16 protein-coding genes and 1 pseudogene are annotated in these 22,567 nt (G+C 69.8%); 6 read left to right on the top strand and 11 right to left on the bottom strand.

The features are described from left to right. Window positions 1-32: 32 nt before the first annotated feature. The 3 genes from DEJ48_RS00835 to DEJ48_RS00825 are packed head-to-tail and all read right to left on the bottom strand — an operon-like array spanning window position 33 to window position 8,794. A complete protein-coding gene (locus tag DEJ48_RS00835) occupies window positions 33-881 on the bottom strand; it encodes a hypothetical protein (protein ID WP_150213515.1) in 849 nt (282 codons plus the stop codon). Between the two features lie 9 nt (window positions 882-890). After that, entirely contained in the window at window positions 891-5,033 is a 4,143-nt protein-coding gene (locus tag DEJ48_RS00830) for a hypothetical protein (RefSeq protein WP_150213513.1), read from the bottom strand. A 2-nt stretch (window positions 5,034-5,035) separates the two neighbouring features. Next, a complete protein-coding gene (locus DEJ48_RS00825; protein ID WP_150213511.1) occupies window positions 5,036-8,794 on the bottom strand; it encodes a hypothetical protein in 3,759 nt (1,252 codons plus the stop codon). 273 nt (window positions 8,795-9,067) lie between these two features. On the opposite strand from DEJ48_RS00825, the gene DEJ48_RS00820 reads away from it, so the two are divergent. Next, window positions 9,068-9,493 carry a pyridoxamine 5'-phosphate oxidase family protein gene (locus tag DEJ48_RS00820; protein WP_150213509.1) on the top strand — a complete coding sequence of 142 codons (426 nt, stop codon included), beginning with the start codon at window positions 9,068-9,070 and terminating at the stop codon, window positions 9,491-9,493. Window positions 9,494-9,512: 19 nt separating this feature from the next. On the opposite strand, the gene DEJ48_RS00815 is transcribed toward DEJ48_RS00820, so the two are convergent. Further along, entirely contained in the window at window positions 9,513-10,328 is an 816-nt protein-coding gene (locus DEJ48_RS00815) for an SAM-dependent methyltransferase (protein ID WP_150213507.1), read from the bottom strand. Between the two features lie 152 nt (window positions 10,329-10,480). Beyond that, window positions 10,481-11,215: an SDR family NAD(P)-dependent oxidoreductase gene (locus DEJ48_RS00810; protein WP_150213505.1), complete on the bottom strand. Its 735-nt coding sequence runs from the start codon at window positions 11,213-11,215 to the stop codon at window positions 10,481-10,483. A gap of 196 nt (window positions 11,216-11,411) precedes the next feature. Between DEJ48_RS00810 and DEJ48_RS00805 the strand changes: the two genes are divergently transcribed. Continuing rightward, window positions 11,412-11,918, top strand: a complete 507-nt coding sequence (locus DEJ48_RS00805) for a MarR family winged helix-turn-helix transcriptional regulator (protein WP_223832410.1) — start codon at window positions 11,412-11,414, stop codon at window positions 11,916-11,918. Between the two features lie 349 nt (window positions 11,919-12,267). Here the strand turns inward: DEJ48_RS00805 and DEJ48_RS00800 are convergent, their stop codons facing one another. From DEJ48_RS00800 to DEJ48_RS00785, 4 genes and pseudogenes are all read right to left on the bottom strand, one after another. Continuing rightward, window positions 12,268-12,738, bottom strand: coding sequence for a DIP1984 family protein (locus tag DEJ48_RS00800; protein WP_150213502.1), 471 nt, complete (start codon window positions 12,736-12,738; stop codon window positions 12,268-12,270). An 88-nt stretch (window positions 12,739-12,826) separates the two neighbouring features. Continuing rightward, window positions 12,827-13,384: a hypothetical protein gene (locus DEJ48_RS00795; protein ID WP_150213500.1), complete on the bottom strand. Its 558-nt coding sequence runs from the start codon at window positions 13,382-13,384 to the stop codon at window positions 12,827-12,829. A 259-nt stretch (window positions 13,385-13,643) separates the two neighbouring features. Further along, complete coding sequence (locus DEJ48_RS00790) at window positions 13,644-14,810, bottom strand: hypothetical protein (RefSeq protein WP_150213499.1); 1,167 nt, start codon at window positions 14,808-14,810, stop codon at window positions 13,644-13,646. Between the two features lie 391 nt (window positions 14,811-15,201). Beyond that, window positions 15,202-15,570 (bottom strand): annotated as a pseudogene (locus DEJ48_RS00785) (VOC family protein); the annotation flags it as partial. A 169-nt stretch (window positions 15,571-15,739) separates the two neighbouring features. Between DEJ48_RS00785 and DEJ48_RS00780 the strand changes: the two are divergent. Together DEJ48_RS00780 and DEJ48_RS00775 are read left to right on the top strand one after the other, a co-directional pair. Then, on the top strand, window positions 15,740-16,471 hold the full coding sequence (locus DEJ48_RS00780; RefSeq protein ID WP_411757410.1) for a 2-phosphosulfolactate phosphatase: 732 nt from the start codon (window positions 15,740-15,742) through the stop codon (window positions 16,469-16,471). A gap of 628 nt (window positions 16,472-17,099) precedes the next feature. Next, window positions 17,100-17,525 (top strand): cupin domain-containing protein, encoded by a 426-nt coding sequence (locus tag DEJ48_RS00775; protein ID WP_150220866.1) that lies wholly within the window; start codon window positions 17,100-17,102, stop codon window positions 17,523-17,525. Window positions 17,526-17,870: 345 nt separating this feature from the next. Here the strand turns inward: DEJ48_RS00775 and DEJ48_RS00770 are convergent, their stop codons facing one another. Beyond that, on the bottom strand, window positions 17,871-19,082 hold the full coding sequence (locus DEJ48_RS00770; RefSeq protein WP_150213495.1) for a ScbA/BarX family gamma-butyrolactone biosynthesis protein: 1,212 nt from the start codon (window positions 19,080-19,082) through the stop codon (window positions 17,871-17,873). 657 nt (window positions 19,083-19,739) lie between these two features. On the opposite strand from DEJ48_RS00770, the gene DEJ48_RS00765 reads away from it, so the two are divergent. Together DEJ48_RS00765 and DEJ48_RS00760 are read left to right on the top strand one after the other, a co-directional pair. Next, the gene (locus DEJ48_RS00765; protein WP_223831820.1) at window positions 19,740-20,390 is read left to right on the top strand and encodes an HAD family hydrolase; all 651 of its coding nucleotides are present in this window, start codon (window positions 19,740-19,742) and stop codon (window positions 20,388-20,390) included. Between the two features lie 527 nt (window positions 20,391-20,917). Further along, window positions 20,918-21,580: a ScbR family autoregulator-binding transcription factor gene (locus DEJ48_RS00760; protein ID WP_150213493.1), complete on the top strand. Its 663-nt coding sequence runs from the start codon at window positions 20,918-20,920 to the stop codon at window positions 21,578-21,580. 170 nt (window positions 21,581-21,750) lie between these two features. On the opposite strand, the gene DEJ48_RS00755 is transcribed toward DEJ48_RS00760, so the two are convergent. Next, window positions 21,751-22,521: a glucose 1-dehydrogenase gene (locus tag DEJ48_RS00755; protein WP_150213491.1), complete on the bottom strand. Its 771-nt coding sequence runs from the start codon at window positions 22,519-22,521 to the stop codon at window positions 21,751-21,753. Window positions 22,522-22,567 lie beyond the last annotated feature (46 nt).

The following is a 22,567-nucleotide window of genomic DNA, read 5'->3' as shown; positions in this document are numbered from 1 at the left end:
GGCCCCTCAGCGAGGTGCCCCACTGAGGGGAGTCAGTCCGAGATCGGGCAGTCCGCCCGGGGCGACCTCGGTGCGGTGCCGCGCGCCTGCGTGTCCGCCGTCGTCAGCACCTCCACGGTCAGGGCGCACTCGACCTGCCTGACGGTATGGAACGTCACGAGATCCTCGGGACCACCCTGACGCCGCGGCCCGCCGCCGATCAGCATGCCGACGAGCCTGGCCCCGAACACCATGTGCCCGTCGACCTCCTTGTCGACCGGCACGAACACGGGAGCGCCCGAGTCGCCCTCGTCCACGATGTCCACGCCCTCCTTCCCCGCGAGCACCAGGCCCCGGGTGCACACGATCGGCTCCTCGTCGCCGCAGGACTCACCGCCGGTGAGGTTGTACACCTCGATGTCGCAGACCAGTTTGGTCACCTTCCCGCTGACACACACCTTCTGCCCGCGCACGGGACCGTCCACCTTCTCCAGGACGCGACGCGCGACGGGTGTGCTCGGCGTACCGCCGTCCGTCCAGAGGGTCGTCGCGTACACCTGCGGCTTGATGCGAGTGCCGCTGATCATCGCGGCGTCCATCGTCTCCGTGTTGTACGACTCGAAGAACGTGCCGAACCTGAACTCTCCCGAGGTCGCATCCGTCCCGGTCGGCGCGCAGTGCCCGGCCGTTGCCATGCCGCGCTTGCCGCTGACGACCTTCCGCACGGCGAACCCCGACGAACAGGCGAACGTCCGTCCCCCGTATGTCACGCGGTACTCGGCACCGCCGCGGTGCGGCTGCGGATCGTTGAACCTGCTCGCCGGAGCGCCGGATGCGGGAGAGGACCACGTCAGGACCAGCAAGAGGGCCACCAGGCAGTAGGCGAAAGGTCGTCCTGACATCCGAACCTCCTAGAGCTCGAAGTCGATCCGCCCGAGCACGCCGACACTCAGCCCGAGGTAGTCGGCATGCACCGGACGCCGGGCCGCGGGCACCGAGGCGCCGTTCACGGTGAGGGTGTCCGTGGCGGTGTCCGCGTCGGTGCGGTAGAGCTCGTACTCCTGCACGAGCAGCCGGTACGAGGTCAGCAACTGGACGTCCGGCACGGCGATGCTCCCGTCCCACACGAACGAGCCGCCGTCGGCCCGGCACGTCAGCTCCGCCGGAGCACCCGCCTGCTGCCAGTCCATCTCGTCCGTCTGCAGGGTCGCCCGGCTCTGCAGGGTCACGACGACCCGGCGGCTCGCGGCCGCGGCGACCACTCCCGTGCCGCTCAGCTCGCCGAGTTCGTTGTACGTCGCCGGACCCACGAGCCGCACGGTGAGCCGATCGCCTTCCCTGCGCCCGGTGACCGAGCGGGGCGGCACCAGCTGGGCGAACTCCGCGCGCTCGACCTTCGACAGGTGCAGCGTGTCGACCGAGTACGGCTGATAGCGGGCCAGGGCGAGCCGCACGTAAGGGAAGTACGACGTCGCGGTGGCGGCCGTGTCACGGAAGTCCACATCGATGTCGACGTACCAGAGCCGCCGCTCCGCATGGAACGCCGGAGCGAACGCCACCGCGTCGACGACCACAGGCGCCGCGTCGGGGGACTCCGCCAGACGCAGCCCCGCCAGTCTCTTCGCCGCGTTCGGGAAATGCGCGGCGGCCGGGTTCGGCAGGACCGTCGGATCGGCCCAGACGGGGTCCACACCCCAGCGGGTGACGAAGGTGTCCGGCAGGGCCGCGCCGGCCGGATCGAGCAGGACGGCCAGCATCTCGTCGTCCCCGGAGGAGAACCACGGCCGGTTCAGATAGACGCGCAGGCCCGCGGGGCGGCGGTGCCGGGTGACGGCGCGGCGCTCCTCGTCGACCGTCTGCTGCCAGCGGAAGGTCGGCACGACGTAGGCCACCGCGGGCGGCTCGGGACGGCGCGAACTGGGCACCGGCAGGGGAGCGGCGGCCGGGCCGACCCGGGTGACGCTGGCCCGGTCCTGCGTGATGCTGGGATGGAAGTACTCGCGGAACCGGGTGACGGCGGTGGGCGTGTAGCGGACGTTGCGGTGCCTGGTGTCACCGAACTCGTGCGCACGGTCGACGTGTTCCTCGTCGGCGGTGTAGGCGAGGGTGATGTCCTCCAGATGCGTGTGGCCGTCGATCCGGACCGGCTCCGGCCTGGTGACGTCGTCCAGCCACTCGCTCCAGTGCGCGTCCAGCTCGACGTGACCGCTGCTCTCGGCGTGGCTCGTCAGCGTCCCCGTCAGCCGGGCCGCGGTCTGCTCCGCCGTGCGGTGGGAGGCCAGTTCGCCGAGCTCGGGGCGGAGCACCGGCTTCTCCACCGCGTGGACCAGCGTCAGCTCGACCCACGGGGTCAGCATCCAGTTCTCGCCGTCGGCGCTTGCCCGCATGACGAAGGCCTTGTCCGCGGCGGGCAGGCCGGCCCAGAACGGCGAGTCGGTCAGCAGGCTCCACTGCCGTAGCAGCGGCAACTTGGCCGCGTGGAGATAGCAACTGAGCCGGACCGTGGCGATCTCACCCTTGGTGAGGAACACCTCAAGCACCCGTTCGCGCACGCCGTCGCGCCAGTGCGGTTCCCCGTCGCCTTCCCTCACGCGCAGCTTGAACGGCTTGGCCTGCGGCCACGGGCCGGGGAACGGAATCTTCCGGTTCTCCGTGTCGCCGGGCAGACCGCGCAGCATGACTCCCTCGGCCAGGACGTCCGGCAGATACGGGAGGAGTAGCTGGTCGGCGCTGTGCACCACGAACTCGCCCTGCTCCAGGCAGGCGCCGCGGCGGGGGAGGGGCAGCCGGGTGAGCGGCAGCGGATCGTGCACGTCGTGCTTGGCGATGTGGATGTCGCCCTCGCGCAGCAGATCGTGCTCCAGGTGCGGCCACTCGGGGTCCCGCACCTTCGTGTCCAGGAAGGACCCGGCCTCGCGGGACGCGACGGCGACGTACTCCTCGCGGACCTCGGCGGAGGTGCCGGGACCGAAGACCGCGTCGAACACGCCGTGCTCCTCGGCCATCTGCAGGGCGGTCTTCGGCGGCGCCACGTGGCGTTCCGCGATCGGCTTGTACCGCCGGTCCAGACCGTCGACCTCCGAACGCGCCTCGTGGTCGGGGACGTCGGAGCGGCGCAGGGCGTACTCGTCGGTGGAGATCGCGCGGCCGTCGTCGGTGACGGTGCTGCGGATGACGAGGCGCTCGGTGGACTCGCCCTCGTTGAACGGCAGGAGCGGCATCACCACGGGCTGGGGGACCGGCTCCCAACGGCCGTACGTGATCGCGTCGGAGTGGACGGCGTCCGGTGTGCTCGCCGTGTGGTCGAGGCCGTTGCCCGCCAGGTCGACGACCCTGGCACGCATCCGGTAGGTGCGGCCGAACCGCAGGGCGGGCAGTGAGCCCGGCTCGGCGGCGAACTTGGTGTCGAGCGGCACGTCCGGCGAGACGGGCGGCGCCGGTGCCTCCGGCTGGTCGTCCAGGCCGATGGTGCGGCCCGGGCGCGGCGCCGCGAGACTCCAGCCGTGCCAGCCGAACACGGCCTGGTGCCCGTACAGCTGCCGGTCGTCGGCCGCGTCGACGGTGACCGCGCTGGCCCGCACCACACCCTCGTCCGGCCGCACCCCCTGGATCTCGACGGGCTGCTGACCCGGACGACGGACCGTGTAGCGGCCCCGGCGGCGCAGCAGCGAACGCCATTGCGCGATCCGGCCGGTGGCGGGATCGACGACCCCGATGTCGACGCGGTACCCCCGCAGCAGGTCCACGGCGGTCAGCACGGTCTCCGCCGCGTCGACCTGCCGGCCCACGTCGGCGCCGATGAGCCCGGCGAGGTGCCGGTCGCGGTCGGTGTGCAGCAGCGTGATCCCGGCGCCGCGGGCCGCCGGGGTGCCGGTGCCCGTCACCTGCTGCGCCACCGCCCGTGCGCCCGACGGCAGGCGGTCGCCGTTCCACAGGGTGTCGATCGTGCGGGCGTAGTCGACGTGCTTGAGGGCCGCTCCGTCCACGTCGAGTTCGGTGAGATGCCACAGCTCGGGATCGCCGAGATCCAGCATGCGGTCCTTGATCACGCCGCTGTCCCCGACGGCCGCCTCGAAGACACCGCCCCGCGTGTAACGGATGCGCGTCCAGGGGCACTTGCCCGGAGCGTTGAGCACGCCCGCCTCCGGCAGCGCGTCGTCGAAGTGCACACGCACCTGCGCCCCGTCCCCCACCCCCGCCGGCATCGCGAAGCTCAGATCGAGCACCAGCCCGAACCGCCGCTGCAGCTCCGGACAGTCGCCCAGCAACCCGCACGCCTCATGGAAGTCGATCCGGTGCGTCGGCTCCTCCGCGACCCCGGGCGCGGACGGCGCCTTGCCCCGGTCGTAGAACCTGGAGGCCTCGGCCAGCGGCAGCATCCGCTTGTCGTCGGAGTACGCCCCGCTCGTTCGGTCCATGAAGCGTGGCGTGCGACCGTCGTCGACCGTCGCACCGGAGCCACGCGGATGCAGCACATCCTCCAGAACCGCGTATCCCGTCTTCGGGTCGCGCCCCAGTTCGAGCACCCGGTCCGGAATCAGATCGGCCACCCGGAACAGCGCGGGCAGCTCCCAGCCGCGATGGTCCGTCGGCGGCTCCTCGCACAGCGCCCGCTCCTCCCTGGCCCAAGCGGTACGCAGCCTGCTCTCCGTCGTGTAAACGGCGATCGCCTCGTACAACCCGGTGACCTCGTCGTGCACCAGCTTGCCCGGATAGGAGCGCAGCGTCCGCCGCTCGTCCGCCGCGAGCGCGGTGGGCGGCGGCTGAGGGCGTACGAAGGTGGAGTCGTCGAACAGGGTCCGCCACAGGCCGAGATCGGCGGCCGGATAGCGGCCCGTCGGCCGCAGCGCGGTCACGCGCGTGTTCGCCAGGTCGTTGAACTCCAGCCACAGCGAGGGCAGGAGAGCGGCCAGCCGCTCCGGCCACTTCGCGAAGTACGGGGACTGGCCGAGTGCCCCGATGCCGGTGAGGCGCGGGCTGACGAGCACGGACACGCGTACCGTGTCCGCGTCGGCGACGCCGTCGGGAAGCACGGTCCAACGGATGCTGTCCATGGTCAGTCCACCTCCGCGAACGCGGTGCAGTAGTCGAATACCGGGTCGATCAGGGCGCCGGTCACCGGGTCGGGGTACGGGGACATCAGATCGACGAAGGTGGGCGGGGCGATGGCGGGACAGGGCGTGCCCCCGGCCGACGCGGCGAACGCGCCGGCTCCGGTGCCGCTGCCCGCGAACTTCTTCTCGCAGCTGATCGTCACCGACGTCTCGAAGAAGCCGATCTCGATGCTGATCGTCAGGGTGGCCCGGCCGATCGCGTATCCGTCCTTGTAACCCAGCTCCATGTACAGCTCGATGGAGGCGGAGACGATGCCGAGGACGTCGACCTCGCCGCGCGCCCGCAGATAGCCGACGAGCGTGACGCTGTTCTGCGCCAGGTCGAGCCGGAAGTAGATGCCGGCCATCACCGACAGGCTGCCGCTCGCCACCCCGAAGTTCATCGACACGGCGGCCCCGAACTCCAGGGCCGCGTCCAGCACCGCGATCTCTTTGGGGTTCAGGACGATCCCGAAGTAGCCCCCGCCGCCCAGCATCGACACCGTGAGGCGGAACGGCGCCTCGCGGCGGCAGAACGCGAACCCGGCCTGAAGCGGCGTGTCACCGATGAACGGAACGGACAGCACCGCGTTGAGGGAGAGGTTCTCCAGGCTGAAGACGCCGACGGCCGCGTTCGGCAGTTGCATGGAGTAGTTGGCGTGGATACCCGACCCGTCGACCGTGATGGCCGGCGGGTCGCTGAAACCGTCGAGCGGAATGATGTTGCGCAGGGTCTGGACGAAGTCCAGGTTCCCCACGAAGTCGACGCCCCCGAACTTCACCTCGACGTCGGGCTTCTGCCCGGCCCGCATGCTGAACCGGATCTCGTCGAAGTGCAGCACGACCGCGTCGAACCCGGGCACCATGCGCAGGTCGAACTTGCCCAGCGTGCAGGTGACGTCCGCGGCCTGCGGCACGTCCGGGCGCAGCGAGCCGCGCAGGTCGGTGACGAGCGTCAGCTTCCCCGTCGGCCAGAACACGGCGTCCTCGGCCCTGGTCGGCGTCGGCTTGCCCGGGGTCCACGCCTTGATGTCGGGCTGCCACTGCAACCGGGAGTTGACCACGTCGGGCAACTTGGCACCGAGGGCGGCCAGCTCGATCGCCTTCTTCAGGGCGAGTGCCTGGCCCACGGCACTGTCCCAGGTGGCGGCCTGGTCGGCGATCCGGCCGAGCACCTGCCGTACGCCGGTGTCGACCCCGGCGGGCAGCGCGACGCGCAGCGCGGCGAGTGCGTCGGCGAACGCGTTGAAGGCGTTCTCGACCTCCTCGATGGTCGTGGGATCAGGTGCGGCCTCCGGCATGGAGGCATCCGGAGACCCCTCCAGCACCGTGGCATCCGCGATCCCCTCCAGCTGCCCGACGATGTAGTCCACGAGGGTCTGCGCGAACAGCGCCGCGGCATCGGTCACGCGAATGACCGCGTCCACGGTCTCCGGGAACTGTTCCTCGACGGACGTGAGCAGATCGCGCAGCCCCCGGAGGTCGCCCAGGAAGCCGGTGACCGCGTCGACCGTCGCCGAGAAGAAGTTCGGCGCCTTGAGGTTGTCGAGGCCGATCTCGCTCAGGATCTCCGTGAGCGGGAACATCCCGAACAGCTTCGCCCCGGCCAGCTCCCCGAAGTAGTCGAGGGGGTTGAACCGTCCCTGGGCGAGCTTGGCCCACTTGTCGACGGGCGCGGCACCCGCGGAGGTGCCGGTCGCCGTCCCCTGTGTCGCGGCGACGGGGCCGGTGAGCCGCGAGAGCCCGGCGACGGGAAAGTTGGGTTGGGCAAGGGCCCCGGAGGTCTGCCCCGAACCGCGGAACGTCAGGTCCACGGGCGTGACGAGCTCGACGAAGACCTGCCCCTTGTTCGCCTCGGTGAAGGCGTCCCGCACATACGGCTCGGGATAGAACACCGACTGCGGCTGGTCGGCGCCGAAGCCGCCGAACTGACCGAGCGCCGGGATCACGGCCCGGGCCCAGCGCACGGTCGGCACGAACCGCGGATGCTCGGTGGGATCCAGCCCCAGGATGGCCTCGGTGGTCGCGGCGCCCCAGACCAACTGCCCGGTGGAGAGCGTCGTGTCGCCGGGCTTGCGGCTCGGCGCGTACGCGATGGACTGACCGCGCACGTCCGCGACGACGCGCCGGACCGCGGGATCGCCCGTGTTCGGTGGTCCGGAGGACGGCTCGGGGACGAGGCTCCGGTAATGGTCGACGATGGCCCGCACGTCGGCCTTGTTCTCGTGGACGAGCTTGCCGACGAACGCCATCGGCGTACGGAACTCCAGCAGACGCCCCTCCAGATCGACCATGCTCACCTGGAACTGGAAGGGATCCTCGGTCGCGGAGACCGGGAAGAAGGCGAGCTTCTCATCGGGGTGACCGCCGATCGAGGAGAGCCCGGGGATGGTCTGCGGCTGCTCCAGGTCGGGTGTGACCAGGGTGAGCAGCCGGACGCTGCTGAACGGGAACAGCCGGCGCAGCCGCCGCTGGTCGTCGATGTCCTCCGGCGCTCCGTAGTTGCGCACGGGCTCGCGCACCATGATGAAGAACCGCTGATTCAGATAGGCGGCCCGGTCCGGGCGCGTGTGGTCGAACTTGCGCTCGGTGACCTTGACCAGGTCCGCCAGATGCCCGAACGGCCACAGCCGCCCGCGGTACATGACGCGCACGTAGTGATCACGGCCCAACGCGGCACGGTGTCGCCACTGGGTGACGTCGAAGCCGGTCGGGGGGCTGTCCCAGCGGCCGAGCGAGTCGAGCCAGCCGCCCATGGCCGACAGGACGAGGTGGTCGACGTCGAGGGGCGCGGGCGTGAAGCCGCCCGGCAGGTTCCGGTTGGAGCTCAGGTGCACGACCGAGGACCGGTCCTTGCGGTCCAGCGCCATCGTGAACTCGTTGCCCCCGGCGGGCAGCGCGTGCGGGTCGGCCGGGTCGAACCCGGGGTCACGCGTCCAGACCGCACGGGCGTGACCGGCGGGCATCCGGGTGTGCCAGAGCTCGACGCGGCCTTCGGGGTCGGGGAGCGAGGTGGCATGCGTCCAGGCCGCGGTCTGCGGCGGGGAGAGCAGCAGCCGGTAGGGGAGTTCGATGCCGGTACGGGGGTTGGCGGGGTCGGCCAGGGGGTTCTCGGGACCAGGGTCGGGGCCGGCGTCGGCGAGTGCGTGCCGGGGCTCGGTGGTGAGGAGCCGGGCGGCGAGCGGCCCGCTCGGCCCGTGTCGCGCGGCCAGTTCCGCTGTGGTCCGGGCCAGCCGCAGTGCCTGGAACACGTCGACGGGCCGGCCGGTCACGGTGTGCGCGAGACGGGCCGCAGAGGCGGGCTCCCGCGCGGCGTCCACGACATGGAGCGGCAGGGTCCGCATGGCGGTGAGCAGCCCCGCTTCGGTGTACTCGACGACGACGTCGGCCGCGACGGCGAACACCAGGAGGCTGCGTCCGCCGATGCGCGAGGCGACGGGCGGCGGCTTGTGCGGCTCGCTTCCGGCCCGTGTCGCCGTTGCCGCCGCGCCGGCCGCCGTCTCCGGCAGACCGGGGCTGACCTCGAAGAAGGCCTGCTCGGCGACGTGCTGAGGGCCGAAAGTGACCACGAGGAAGGCGGGCTGCGCGGGCTCCTTGCGCACCAGTCGCCGCGGCCCGAGAAGGGGGCGTTCCAGGCGCAGGCCGAGGAACGCGAAGTGGAGATCGAGCAGGTCGGTCGCCCGTAGCAGCCGGTATGGCTCGGGCGGTGGGGGCGCGGCCATGTGACTCTCCTGTCAGACGAGTCAGGGAACTCGTACGAGTCAGGAATCCCGTACGGGTGTGGCGCCGATCCTCAGTGGAACCCCAGGCTCCCGAACCCGCCCGGCCCCGTACACGGAGCCGCCCCCTCCACCACCCGAACGAGTGAACAGGGCGGCTGGTGGGGCGCACGGAAGCGGCTCGCGGGGAGACGGAATACGCCTGACGGCGGACGAGTTGATGACAATTGCCACACCTTGCGCTGCTACTCCGTACCGCTCGACAAGGAGACCCGCATGCCCCTGAGTGTCGAAGAACGTGAACTGTTCCTGGCCGAGCCGCACATCGGAGCGCTGGCCGTGACGGCGGAGGGCGGACGGGCGCCGCTCACCCTGCCGATCTGGTACCAGTACGCCCCGGGCGGCGAGCTCTGGGTGATGACCGGACGTGACTCCAAGAAGGGCCGGCTGATCGCCGCCGCGGGACGCTTCTCGCTGATGGTCGACCGCCTGGAGCCGACCATCCGCTACGTCTCCGTGGAGGGCCCGGTGGTCCGCACCGAGGAGGCGACCATCGAGCAGCTGCGAGAGATCTCGGCGCGCTATCTGGCGCCCGAGAAGGTCGAGCCGTACGTGGAGTTCGCCTCCAAGGAGCACGGCGAGCAGGCCGTCTACTACCTACGGCCCGAACACTGGTACTCGTCGGACCTCGGAACGGTCTGAACGGGGCCGCGAACGCCTGCTACGGCTTCCGGGCGAGCCCTCCGTGCTCACCGATGGGCTCCGCGGCGGGCGTCCCCGCCTCCGGACGCCACAAGGGCACCGAGACGACGCCGGGCTCCAGGAGTTCGAGCCCGTCGAAGAACGCCGCGATCTTGTCGACGGGCCGCAGGAAGTACGGGACGGCGCCGGTCTCGTTGTAGGCGTCCTGGGCCCGTTCGTAGGCGGAGTCGATGCCGCGTGAGCCGTCGTTGATCGAGAGGTAGCTGCCGGAGGGCAGACCGTCCAGGAGCCGGGCGACGATCGCGCGCGCCTGGTCGTAGTCGGCGATGTGCCCCAGGATGTTGCTGAGGATCAGGGCGGTGGGACGGGCGAGGTCGAGCGTCTCCGCGGCGGCCGCCAGGATGCGGTCGGGGTCGGAGAGCTCGGCGTCGACGTAGGCCGTCGCGCCCTCGGACGTGGAGGTGAGCAGGGCGCGTGCGTGCGTGAGGACCATCGGATCGTGGTCCACGTACACGATCCTGGCCTCCGGGGCGAGCCGCTGGGCGACCTCGTGGGTGTTGTCCACGGTCGGCAGTCCGGTCCCGATGTCCAGGAACTGCCGGATGCCCGCCTCGGTGACCAGGTGCGTGATGTTGCGGCGGAGGAAGGCACGGCTGCTGCGGGCCACGGTGACGATGCCGGGGAAGACGGCGCTGTACGCGTCACCGGCCGCCTCGTCGACGGGGTAGTTGTCCTTCCCTCCCAGCCAGTAGTTCCAGATCCGGGCCGAGTGCGGCACCGAGGTGTCGATCTTCTGGTGCGCCGCCGGACCGGGCGTCGTGGCGTGGTCGGTCATGGGTACCGTCCGTCTTTCAACCGTGGCGTGGACTGTTCAACGCACAACCTACGCCGCAACGCCGCTTTTCCGCACACAAGTTCACGGCATCGGTGTACGCCGAGGGGGTCGGCGCGGACACCGGGTTCCGTCGGTCGACCTGGGGTGCGCACTCAACTGGTCATGTACGCGCCGCCGTTGACGTGCAGCACCTGGCCGGTGATGTGGCGAGCGCCGGGGGAGGCGAGGAAGGCGACCGTTTCCGCGATGTCCGACGGTGCCCCGGCGCGACCCGTGGACGTGGCCGCCACGAGTTGCTCGCGCCGTTCGTCGGGGAGTCGGTCCCGGAAGAACTCGGTGTCCGCGATGTAGCCGGGCGCGACGACGTTGGCGGTGATGGCGCGTGGGCCGAGTGCCTGGGCAAGGTCCAGGTTCCAGGAGGCGAGCCCTGCCTTGGAGGCGCCGTAGGAACCGGCACCGGACCCCCGGGACGCGGCGATCGACCCGATGTGGACGACCGCGCCGCCGTTCGCGAGTCGTCCGTCCAGGGCCCTGGTGGTCAGCGCGGCGCTGACCAGGTTCGCGTCGAGGTTGGCGCGGAAGGCCTGCGCGTACGCGTCGAGGTCGGCCGGCTCCCGCTTCTGGTCGCCGTCGAAGTCGGTGTTGCCGCCGGCGTTGTTGACGAGGACGTCGACCTGTTCGGGGAGTGCGGAGAGGAGGGCGATGAGCGCTTCGGGGCGGGTGTGGTCGCAGACCAAGCCGCGAACGCCGATCTCCGCCGCCAGCTCGTCGAGGGGCTCGCGGCGGCGCCCGGTGACGTACACGGAATCGCCCTGCCCGGCGAAGAGGCGGGCGGTGGCGCGGCCGATGCCGGTGCCGCCGCCGGTGATCAGGATGGTGCGTGCCATAAGCTGAACTCCAACATCCGTTGAGGTCTAAATTTAGGGCTAAACGTTAATGTATCATTGGAGCCGAGTGCTGGAGGCGGGCGTGGGCGCGGAGAAGAAGACGGGCGGGGCGGCGGGATCCGAGGCGAAGGTCGGGGGAGGGGCGGGTGGTGGCAGCGATCCCGCGGCCGGGACCGCCGCGTACACGGCACGGGACATCGCGACCGCCTGGGAGCGCGAACGTCCCGGCACACCCGCCACGTCGATCGGCATCGTCACGCCGATCTGGCAGCTGGCCAAGCTCTTCGGCGACGACCGGAGGCGGGTCCTTGCCCGGGCCGGGGTGGACACGGCGACGCTGGACCTCCTCAGCGTGTTGCGCCGCAGCGGTACGCCGTACACCCTGACCACCCGCGAACTGGGCCGGCTCTCCATGGTCACGGCGGGAGCCGTCTCGCAGCGTGTGGCCCGCGCGGAACGCGAGGGGCTGGTCAGCCGCCGTCCCGGGGAGGGCAGGCCTCGTACGGTCGAGGTCACCCTGACCGAGGCGGGCCACGCACTCGTAGAGGCGACGGTGGACCAAGTGCTGGGCCGGGAGGCCGACTTGATCAGCGGCCTCACCGCCGAGCAGCAGAACCTGCTCACCGAACTGCTCGGCGTCCTGCTGGAGGACGTGCAGCGGAGTCTCGGGGACGAGCGGATCACGCAGGTGGGCCAGCTCTGAGGTGAGGTCGGCGGACGAGGAAACGGCCGGCTGCACCAGAGAGCGGCCGACCACAGAGGGTCGGCCGCTCGGCGGAAGGCTGCGATGACAGGGGTGCCCCGAACCCGCCCTCACTGCCCGGATCTGCACGTGGTGATGTGCTGTGCATGGTGCACTGTCACCTGTACGCGGTGCTGAGCTGCACTGTTACCGGGGAGTCGAACCCCCGCGTTGCTCTTCACGCGCCAGGAGTGGGCCGGAACCGCCGGCCCTCGGTGTGTGCACGCCTCCGGAACAGCTACCTGCTCCCCATCATCTGCCGCGGTATCGCCAGCTGCGGTGATGCTTTTTGCAGCCCGCAGAACCGGACTCAGTCCAGCAGGTCGACCTCCCAGTTCGCGCGCTGGATCCGTACGTCGATCTCGCGGATGTCACGGGCGAGCGCGTCCGCCTGGCCGCGCAGCTCCGCGACGGGGAGGGCGGAGAGCATCACCAGCTCGGACCGCAGCTGCCGTCCGTACCCCCGCTCGCCCGAGCCCGCCGCCGCGTCCGCCGCCGCGGTGACCACGGAGTGGCGCAGCCGCAGCACGTCCCGGCGCGCGAGCGCGTCGGTGAGGGTGCCGTACTCGCCCAGGTCCGCGGCGGCATTGGTCCGGTTGATGCGCCGGATCAGCGACTCCAGGCTGTCGAGCGTCTCACCGGCGTCGGCCAGCAACTGGGCCGCGTCCTCGGGAGGCGTCTCGCCTTCCTGATAGCGCGCGCTGCTGACGACGCGTGATCGCAACTGCTCGACGCGACGTGTCGCTTCAGCACGCTCAGCCAATGCTTCGGCAAGCTTCACTTCGTTCCCCCTCCCGTTCCTGCTCTCCGATCCAGTTCTTCGAGCTCGGACGATTATATGGATCTTTGGAGCTCCATACGCACGGGATTTATGTGCCTTGGTCCGGCCCCACCAGCCGCTGGATCGCCTCCCGCGGGACGACCGAGGCGAGAGGTGCGTACCCCGTGATGATCGCCTCGCGTTCGGACCGTTCACAGCCGTACAGCGCGGTGATCAACGCGTTCACCAGGTAGCTGAGGGTGTATGCGCGGTCGTACGTCCGGTGCTGGGCGAGGAAGGCGGACTCCGCCGGGGAGAGGTCGAACCGGGCGGAGAGGGCCAGGACGAAGTCGGCGAAGTACAGGTTCCGGCCGTCCGTCAGGATGTCGCCGATGCGTATCTGCTCGGCGAGGTCCTCGTGGAGGGACTCGCCGGAGTCGGGGCCGGGCACGAGGCGCCAGTGATAGAGGAGAGGGAAAGCGTGGTGTTCCCCCTCAAGGACCCAGTTCGTGGTCATCGTGTGCGCGGCCACTTCCCGCCATACGCCGAAGCCCGGGCTTCCGACGCCGTGGTGACAGTAGGCCGGCAGTCCGAACACGTTCGCGGTGGACCGTACGTGGTCGGGTGCCGTTTCCTCGTCGGTGACGGGGATTCGCTTCGCGAACACGGGACTTCGACGACCGTCAGGAGGGGCGAGCTGCCGCCGATGCCGATCCCGCTGCCGAGGGGCGGAGCGGAGGCGAGTAGGTCGCGCAGTTCGCGGTCGCTGTGCTCGGTGAGGGCGGCGGAGGCGGCAGCGTGAGCGGCGAGTCGGCCCGGGCGTCCGTCCGTCATCCTGTCCCCGAACCTGCTGCCGCTTCCCTCTTCGATTCCCGCGACTTCGCCGATTCCGCCACTTCTTCGATTCCGCTACTTTTTCGCCTCCGCTACTTCTTCGGTTCCCGGAAGCGGCCGAACGCCTTGCTGAAAGCGCTCAGCGGCGAGCCCGCGCCCCCGTCCGTCCTGCCCTGGCCCGGCGCGGCCGTCGCGACCGGCGTACCGTCTCCGCCCGTCACCTCGGCCAACGCGGCCTGCGCTGCCTCGGCCGCCTCCCGGTACAGATCACGCGAGGTCGTCATGGCGTCGAGGGCCTCGGCGTACTTGGTGACCATGTCCTGGGCGTGGGTCAGCTCCTCGTCCTCGGTGAGCAGGTGCCAGCCCTGGCGCAGCCGCGTGAGGGCCTGCTCGGCCTCGGCGGGCAGCGGGCGGGGGAGGGCTGCGAACTCCTTGATCCGGTCGAGGAGTTCGGTCGGCTCCGACCCGTCCAGGAAGACCGTGCGCACGGTGAACCGCTCCGCGTCGTACTCCGGGTTCGGCGGTGCCGTGGGCAGGACGACGCCGCCCCCGCGAGGCATCCGCACGCTCAGTTCCCGCTTCATCGCGAAGTCGGCGATCTGCGCCTGCTCCGGCGTGCCCCGGTGCTCGACGACCTGGTGGCGCAGGCTCGGCGGCAGGAACGTCGAGACCGGCCGCTGCCCCTTCGCGTCAGGCGTCATCGCCTCGTGGACGACGACATGGATGTACCAGCTCTGACGAGTGCAGTCCCGCAGCAGGTGACGCAGCTCGTCGTCGTCCTTCGGCAGGTGGTTCGTCACCCGAAGACGAAGGTCGGACGGCACGTCGTGGTCCCACGGAACCTGCTCGCTGTCGGGCCAGAACATGGTGGCGGGCGAGGGCCAGTGCGCGTCCCACACCTGGTCTGCCTCGGCGGCCAGGACCCAGGTGACACCACCCTCGCCGTCCTTGCGCCGGGTCTCGGCGTCGAATGTGGTCAGCTGGGCGCGCACCGTGACGTCATCGGCCACATGCCACCGGGCCTCGAAGAGCCGACGGGCCGAGGGCCCCGGATCGGCGGACTCGTCCCGCGGATGCAGGATGGTGGAACGGGCCGCCTCCACGGGGTCGAGGTCCAGGAAGTCGTCGAGCACCCCGGCCGCCTTGAGGGCGATCAGGTTGCGCCGGACGTCCTGCTCGGGCTCGGGCCCGAGATGGCGCCCGCGCCCCAGCCACGCGGTGTCGGGGGCGGTGGTCGAGGAGCTGCTGTTCTTGGCCATGGATTCGTTCTGTAGGGGATCGGAGCCCGATCAGTATGGTCCGTGATCCTGTCAAGGGAAGAGGGGCAGGGAGAGCTGTGTCACGGTACAGGTGCTGTCGCTCGGTTTCTCCTGCCCCACAACGGCTGACCAATGCGGGCCGAGGAGGGAGGGGCGGTTGCGGTTGCAGATGCGGTTGCAGATGCCGTTGCGGTTGTGGGCTTACTGGGTGTGCCCAGGCCTCTCCGTGTCCGGCCCGTCAGGGCGAGGTGGAGGGCGTCTGAGCCGCGGTTGCCGTGGTCGCCGCTGTTGACGTGGTCGACGTGGTCGACGTGGTCGACGTGGTGGCGGGTCGGTCGGAGCAGGCTCGCTCGGACGCGGCGAACTCGGACGCGGCCAGGTCGTCGGGCACGGCCCGGTCGGACTCGCTTCGCAGGACGCAGAACTCGTTGCCCTCGGGATCCGCCAGCACGGCCCAGCCCGACCCGTCCGGTTCCCGACGGTCGACGACCCACGTGGCACCGAGCCCGAGGAGCCGTTCGACCTCCGCCTCACGGGACGTCTCCGGACGCAGGCACAGATGGAGCCTGTTCTTCGACGTCTTCGGTTCGGCCACCTGATTGAAGAACAGGACCGGTCCCTCCGGCAGCATCACCTCCGTCTCCAGGTCGCCGGGCCGGTCCTCCGGGTGCATCGGACGACCGGTCACCGCGCTCCAAAAACGGGCCAGCTCATAGGCGTTGGCGCAATCGACAGCTACGTTCTGCAGAACCGAAACCATGGAAGGAGCCTGCCCCACCCTCATCGCGCGCGGCAAGCAGGCACGATCATCAGTTATGAATTACGGGCATATGAATGACTGGCCTCTGCAGAGGCCCCACGGGGTCCGGTTCGACTGGGGTCCCACCGGAGCGGAACGGCTGGCGTCGGACGCCGCCTGCCTTGTGGTGGTGGACGTACTGTCGTTCACGACGGCGGTGACGGTCGCCGTGGAGGCGGGCACGCGGGTGTTCCCCTACCACTGGCGGGACGAGACGGCAGCCGCCTTCGCCGAGCAGATGGGCGCGGTCCTGGCGGTCGGCCGCCGTATGGCCACGCCGACAGCGCCCTGGTCCCTCTCCCCGGCGGCACTACGCCGAGCACCGTTCACGCCCCGCCTCGTACTGCCCTCACCCAACGGCTCCGCGATCGCCGCGTCGGCCGGCGGCATACCCGTGGTCGCCGGCGCCCTCCGGAACGCGACAGCCGTAAGCCGCTGGCTCGCCCGCGAGGGATACGGGACCGCAGAACGTCCCCTAGCGGTGATCGCCTCAGGGGAACGCTGGCCGGACGGAAGCCTGAGGCCCGCGATGGAGGACATGTTGGGAGCGGGGGCGATCATCGGCGCGTTGGAGGAGTCGTACGGACGGGACCGCGGCGACGTCCTGGGCCGGGCCCAGGGCTGCGACAGTTTCGACGGCGCAGGCACGCTGTCGCCGGAAGCAGCAATGGCGGCAGCCGTCTTCCGGACGACGCCGGACGTCGCCACCGCCGTGGCCGAGGTCGCCTCAGGGCGCGAACTCATCGGCGGAGGCTTCGCCGACGACGTCGCCGTCGCGACGGAAGGGGACCACTGCCTGGCGGTCCCTGTGATGGCCGATGACGGTGCGTTCGTACGGGCTGTCGGCGCCCTGGGTGGGTGACCGGCGATCGCCAGTAGAGGGATAAGGCTCAGTGGCCAGTGGGGTGAGACGTCGATGGTCAGTGGCGTGAGACGTCGATCTCGTGGCGTACGAGGGTTGTACAGCGTGACCGTTTCCCCGGAATTGCCTCCGTCCTGTAGCCCTGTGAGGCCGTACGCGCTCCAGACGGCGGAGGAGATCACCGCCTTGGCCGTCCCCAGGTACGCCCTGTTGAGCTGAAGCGCGTCCGTGAATCGGCTCTCGTCCTCTCAGGGCCCCTCGCCACCGTCGACGGACGAACGCGTCCGTGAGTCCTTGAGGCCACCGATGCACGACGCAGACGCGGATACTGCCCCCGGCGCCGATACCGCCCCTGGCGTCGCCACGGTGGCGCTCGCGGGCTGCGAGGCGGCCGGGACGAGGGGGAGAGCGAGAACTGTCGCGGATAGCAGAGCGGAGTGCGGGCGGATGGAGGTGCGCGGGCGGCCTCGCCGTCCGGATTGCTTGCAGTTCCGGCAAGTTGGATTGCCGAAAAGCTCCAACGTCAGCAGGGTGTTGTGCAGTCAAACGAGCCCGCCACAAAGGGAGTTGCAGCATGAACACCGACACAGGCGCCAACACACCGCAAGGCAGGTACGGCGCGGACGGCATGGTCGGCGTGGGCAGTACGGGCAGCACGGGACCGCTGAACAACCGCGTCCACCATGTCCGAGCCGACGAGCTGGACGGCTACGCGGCCATCAGCGGAGGCACGGTCGGTTCCAAGAGGCTCTGGATGGGCCTGGTGGAGAATCCGCCGTTGAGTGCGACGGACAACCACCACCACGGCGCGTCGGAGGCGGGCATCTATGTGGTCAGCGGCCACCCCGTGTTCGTGTACCACGACGGCACGAAGGAGGTTCGTGTCGCCGCGGACCCCGGAGACTTCTTCCTTGTTCCTCCGTTCGTCCCGCACCGCGAGGAGAACCCCAGCCCGGACGAGCCGGTGGTGGTCGTGATAGCCCGGACGACGCAAGAGCCGATCAAGGTATCCGTGCCGGACCTGTACCAGTTGTCCGGGGAGATGGAGGAGTAAAGCGCGCAGATCGCAGAGCTGATGGCGGGCCGACCGGGGGTCGGCCCGCTTTCGTCCTCCCTATTTCGATGCCGCTCGTGAAAACGAACGCAATGGCTGAGGGCAGCGGAATTGCACTGGTGAACTGATCAATTTCCGACGCCTGAGTTACGGATCTTCATCGATGGCTGAACCGTAGGTGAACCGAACGGCAGGCGCATGAAGTGATCAGACCTGCTGGGCAGCAGTGGCAGCAGTGGCAGGACACGCACGTCTGCGGCACATTCCGCTGGTTCTCGCCGGGTTCTGGCCGGGTTCCCGCTCGTTCCCGGTTGCGCTCCCGAATTCGGTGTCGGGACCGCGTGATCAGAGGCGGGTGTGAATGAGGGTGGTGGTGTGGGTGGGGCGGTCGTTCTGGTGGCTGGTGACGGTGTGCGTGGTGGTGTTGTGGGTGTGCGTGGGCGGGGTGGTGACGACGGTGGTGGGAGTGGTCAGTTCGACGTAGTGGTGGAAGGTGGTGTGCGTGTGGGTGAGCTGAGTGGTGGGCGGGTGCGGATGGGTGGCTTGGCGGGCGGCCTCTATGAGGACCATGCCGGGGAGGTGGTCACCGTCGTGGTCGAAGAGGACGGGGTGCTCGGGGTGGGCGTTGAGCAGGTAGGTGCGGGGTTGGTGGGTGGGGGCGAGAACCAGGTCGCGGGAGTCAACGCGGCCGAAGACATAGGGGTCTTGATTGGTGGGGGTGTGGACCAGGGCCTTGAGGGTGTGGGTGGTGGGATCAGTGGCGTTGTCGGGGTTGCCGGCGCTGCGCATGCGGCGGTAGACGGCGGGCGAGATGCAGGTGAAGTGGCCGTGGCCGGTGGCGAGGGTCTGGTCTTGCGGGTTGGTGATGGTGAACGCGATGGTGAACTGAGGGCTACGGGTGGGCCGGGAGAGGGTGGTGTGCAGCGTGAGGTTGGTGGGGGTGCTGCCTATGGTGAGGTGCTCGGGGTGGGTGGTGACGGTCATGTCCTGCATGACGAAGTGGTGGCCGAGGGGTATGCCGTGCTCGGCGTGGGCGAGGTAGATGCCGGTCTGGCGGAGGGTTTCGCAGGCCTGGAGGTGATCGTGCCGACCGTCGAGGGTGGTGAAGAAGGTGTGGGCGCGGGGCCATTGCCCGGTGAGGACGTAGGTCTCGGGCCCGGTCTTCTCGCAGCCGGTGAGGAAGACCTCGGCGAGGGCCGCGCGGTGCACGTACTCGGCGGGGACGGTGGTGGTGAGGCGGGGCGGGGCGGTTGCGGCCTTGGCGGACCCGGCTCGAGGCGCACGGGCGGGTGTGGCTGGGCCGTCCGTGGAGGGCCTGTCCGTGGTGCCGACGGAGTGATCCGTGGCGCCGTCCGCTGTGCCGACGGCGGTGCTGGAGTCGGCGGTGCTGCCGTGGGTGGGGTTCTGCGTGGTGACGGGGGCGGTGTCGCCGGTGGTGGTGCTGGCGGCGGTACTGGCGGTTGCGTCGCCCCTTGTGTCGTCCGTTGTGGTGCTGGTGCTGGTGCTGGCGACACGGGCGCCTTGGGCGTCTTTCGACAATACGAGACTGCTGATCATGGACCTCTCCCCCGGAGGTGAAATGAAAGCGACGCCATAACATACATACCTACCGGTTTCCTTTTCAAGGGTTCGTGGTAATTGCACGGAGTGCGTCAAGGGGTATTCGGATTCCTGTATTCCGCTGTAGCGGTATCTCGGCGTGGCAACGAGTTTCGGGATTTCGTGACGCTGGGTAGTTGCGTTCCTGGTGAGGGGGTGGCGCGGACTCGGGGTGTGAAGTCCCGAGTGTGCGGGGGCGGGCTGGGGGCTCGCTTTTCATGGTTAAGGGGAATTTCTAAGTCCGTTTATCCGGATGGAAAACAGGGCGTCCGGTTCTCTTGTTATGCTTTCGCGCCTGTTGACTTGGCGGGGTGGGCCTCGCGGTGCCGAAAGCCAGGCCGAGGGCCTCGGTCGAGGTTGAGGCGGGGTTGGGGGCCGTGGGCCGAGGGCCGGTTGTTCGGCGGTTTGTGCAGGTTCGGTTCTTGTCGGGTTCGTTGTTGATGTGAGGGCGGGGTCGTGATGGCAAGTCGTGGGGGATCGCTCGGCGCGGGTACGGGCGAGGCCGGTTCGGTCGAGCCGGGTGTGGGTGTGCGTGTGGACGTCGGCGGGGACGCAGGCGTGGACGGGGGTGGGGGATTGGGTCATGTGCGGTTGGTCGCGGTGAACATCGACGGGGTGCTGCTGAACGACAGTTTCGGCCCGGTGATCCGGCGGCTCGTGGAGTCCCGGGGAGGGGAGTACGGGCCGGAGTTGGAGCAGGCGCTGTTGTCGCAGTCGCAGATGGTGGCGGCGCGGGCGGCCGCGGATGTGCTGGGGGGCAGCGCGGAGGAGCTGTTGGCGGCGTACTTCGAGGAGCGGGAACGGTACGTGGCGGAGCACCCGGTCCGCGTGCTGCCGGGGGCGAGTGAGTTGCTGGAGCGGCTGCGTGGACTGGAGGTGGCCACGGTCTGTTACGGAGGCTTGGAGCGGAAGCACTTCGACCGCTACCTGGGTGATGTGGCCGGTTTGTTCGACGCGCCGGGGTACGTGTGCACGAACGATTTCCGCCCGGGGATCCGTGAGATCACCGAGGGCGTGTTCGGGCTGCGCCTGGACCAGGTCGTTTTCATCGACGACGTGGCGCGGGTCGCGGAGGCGGCACGGGAGTTGGGGGTGGCGTTCATCGGGCACCCCAGTGATTACGAGAACGGGTACCAGCGGCCGTTGATGGAGCGGGCAGGGGCACGGCATGTGGTGCGCTCGCTGGGGGAGATCGACGAGGACTTGCTCAGGCGGGTGGATGCGGAGGCGGCGGCCGGTCGCAGTTGGCCCGAGCGGGGTTTGTAGGAGGCGGGTCATGCGCGGTGAGCCGGCGCGGGCGGTGATCGGCTCGGGCGATGGCCGACTCGGTCCCGTACGTGAGGGGGATGCGTCGGCGTAGGTAGGGGGCGGGGGCTGTCTGCGATGCAGACGGCCCCCTTTGTGGTGTTCTGCTGCGCGTGAGCAGTTGATGTGGTCGTGCTCGGCGGGGCTGCTGGGTTGACGGGGGTGGAGGGAGGCCTCAGGCTGCCGTCACCTCTGCATGGCACGACATGCGACTTAACGGCTCATCAGAGCTCAGGCTCTGTGAGTGTTTTGCGCGGTTGGTGGTCGGTGGTGGGCGGTGGGTGGTATGCGGTCGCAGGCCGGTGCCTTGGGTGGCAGCTGCGATCCGACCTGCCGGTTGCGGTCCGGCCTGTTGTCCACTGTTGGGCTGCGGTGATGTGTGGTGGCCGGGGGGTGTGCTGGGGTGGGGTGGGTAAGGTACGTGCACGGCGGTTTCTTTTCGGGCCCGCTGCGTTTTTGGTGTGGGTTGTGGTGGTGGGAGGTTATGGGTGGCGCAGCAGGAGCGTGCTGTTCGGACGCGGCGGGCGGTGTTGGAAGCGGCGGCCGTCGTGTTCGCCGAGCATGGGTACTCGGCGGCGACGGTGTCGGACATTTTGCAGGTCGCGGGGGTGACCAAGGGGGCTTTGTATTTCCACTTCGACTCGAAGGAAGCGCTGGCCCGGGGAGTGCTGCAGGCGCAGGTGGCGTTTGCGGGGCCGGCGCAGGAGTTGAAGGTGCAGGAGTGGGTGGACGCTGGGCTGCTCCTGGCGCACCGGTTGCCGCGGGATCCGGTGGTGCGGGCGGGGGCGGTGCTTTCGTCGGACCCGCAAGGGCGTGAGCATTACGGGAGTGCGTGGCCCGCATGGATTGAGTTGTCGGCGCAGACATTGGCCGAGGCGAAAGAGCGGGGAGAGGTTCTGTCGCATGTGGTGCCGCGGCAGACGGCGGAGCTGATCGTGTCGTCGTTTCACGGGGTCCAGTTGTTCTCGCAGCTGGAGTGTGGTCTCGCGGACGTGGAGCGGCGGATCTCGGTGTTGTACGACCACGTGATCCCGGCGATTGCGGTCCCGGCGGTGTTGGCGCGGCTGGATTTGGCGCCGGATCGGGGTGCGCGGTTGTACGCGCAGGCGGTGTCGGTTCCCCAGCCGTCTCTGGTCCCCAGCACTGGCTGAGGTTCACGGGTCCTGACTCCCGGGGCCAACGAGGTGCAGACAGGCCAATCCTCCTACGCGCCCCCTGCGGAAACCGACCTCCTCCGTAAGGCGCCACACCGGCTGAGCCGCTGAGCCGTGGAGCCGTGGAGCCGTGGAGTGTTGGGGACGGTGGGTGATGGGTGTGGCGGTTACCAGGTGGTGGCGCCCCCGTCGACGGGAAGGGTGGCGCCGGTGACGAAGGAAGCGTGGTCGCTGCAGAGCCAGGCGGCGGCTTCGGCGATCTCTTCCGGTTCGGCCATGCGGTTCTGGGGGGAGGACGCCTTGCTCTTGGCTTCCTGGGCGGGGAAGCGGGTGAACCAGTCCTCGACCATCTCGGAGCGCGCCAGGCCGGGGGCGATGGCGTTGATGCGTATGTTGTGGGGGGCGTATTCGACGGCGGCGACTTTGGTGAGGCCGACCACGGCGTGCTTCGCGGCGATGTAGGGAGCGGCCACGGAGGTGGCGACGAGACCGGCGACGCTGCTGGTGTTGACGATGGCGCCGCCGCCGACGGTGAGCATGGCGCTGATCTCGGGACGCAGGCAGTTCCACACGCCACGTACGTTGGTGTCCATGATCAGGTCGTAGGTGGCGTCGTCCATGAGGTGCAGGGGGCTCTTCTCGGCCGCAGCCCCGGCGTTGTTGAAGGCGACGTCCAGGCGCTGGTAGGTGTCGACGGTGTGGGCGACGGCGCGGCGCATGTCGGCGGCGCTCTGCACGTCGGCGGTGCAGTAAGAGGCGTCGGCACCGGCCTCGCGCAGCTCTTTGGCCAAGGTTTGCAGCCGGTCCTCGCGCCGGGCGACCAGGACCACGCGGGCGCCCTCGCGGGTGAAGACGTGAGCAGCCGCCGCACCGATCCCGCTGCTGGCTCCGGTGATCAGGGCGACCTTGCCGGCGAGGGATCCGGGGTGCTGGGTCATGTGCCGGTTGCTCCTTGGCTGGGGCGGCGTGCGCCGCGGGGTGCCG

It is taken from the genome of Streptomyces venezuelae (assembly GCF_008642315.1).
GTDB classification, from domain to species: Bacteria; Actinomycetota; Actinomycetes; order Streptomycetales; family Streptomycetaceae; genus Streptomyces; species Streptomyces venezuelae_D.
The sequence above is the reverse complement of the archived record's forward strand: the minus strand, read 5'-3'. Positions and strand labels throughout refer to the sequence as shown.

Excerpts from the sequence above, each read along its gene's own strand:
- DEJ48_RS00835 (WP_150213515.1), bottom strand. The coding sequence starts at position 881 with ATGTCAGGACGACCTTTCGCCTACTGCCTGGTGGCCCTCTTGCTGGTC.
- DEJ48_RS00830 (WP_150213513.1), bottom strand. The coding sequence starts at position 5,033 with ATGGACAGCATCCGTTGGACCGTGCTTCCCGACGGCGTCGCCGACGCG.
- DEJ48_RS00825 (WP_150213511.1), bottom strand. The coding sequence starts at position 8,794 with ATGGCCGCGCCCCCACCGCCCGAGCCATACCGGCTGCTACGGGCGACC.
- DEJ48_RS00820 (WP_150213509.1), top strand. The coding sequence starts at position 9,068 with ATGCCCCTGAGTGTCGAAGAACGTGAACTGTTCCTGGCCGAGCCGCAC.
- DEJ48_RS00815 (WP_150213507.1), bottom strand. The coding sequence starts at position 10,328 with ATGACCGACCACGCCACGACGCCCGGTCCGGCGGCGCACCAGAAGATC.
- DEJ48_RS00810 (WP_150213505.1), bottom strand. The coding sequence starts at position 11,215 with ATGGCACGCACCATCCTGATCACCGGCGGCGGCACCGGCATCGGCCGC.
- DEJ48_RS00790 (WP_150213499.1), bottom strand. The coding sequence starts at position 14,810 with ATGGCCAAGAACAGCAGCTCCTCGACCACCGCCCCCGACACCGCGTGG.
- DEJ48_RS00775 (WP_150220866.1), top strand. The coding sequence starts at position 17,100 with ATGGTCGGCGTGGGCAGTACGGGCAGCACGGGACCGCTGAACAACCGC.
- DEJ48_RS00770 (WP_150213495.1), bottom strand. The coding sequence starts at position 19,082 with ATGATCAGCAGTCTCGTATTGTCGAAAGACGCCCAAGGCGCCCGTGTC.
- DEJ48_RS00755 (WP_150213491.1), bottom strand. The coding sequence starts at position 22,521 with ATGACCCAGCACCCCGGATCCCTCGCCGGCAAGGTCGCCCTGATCACC.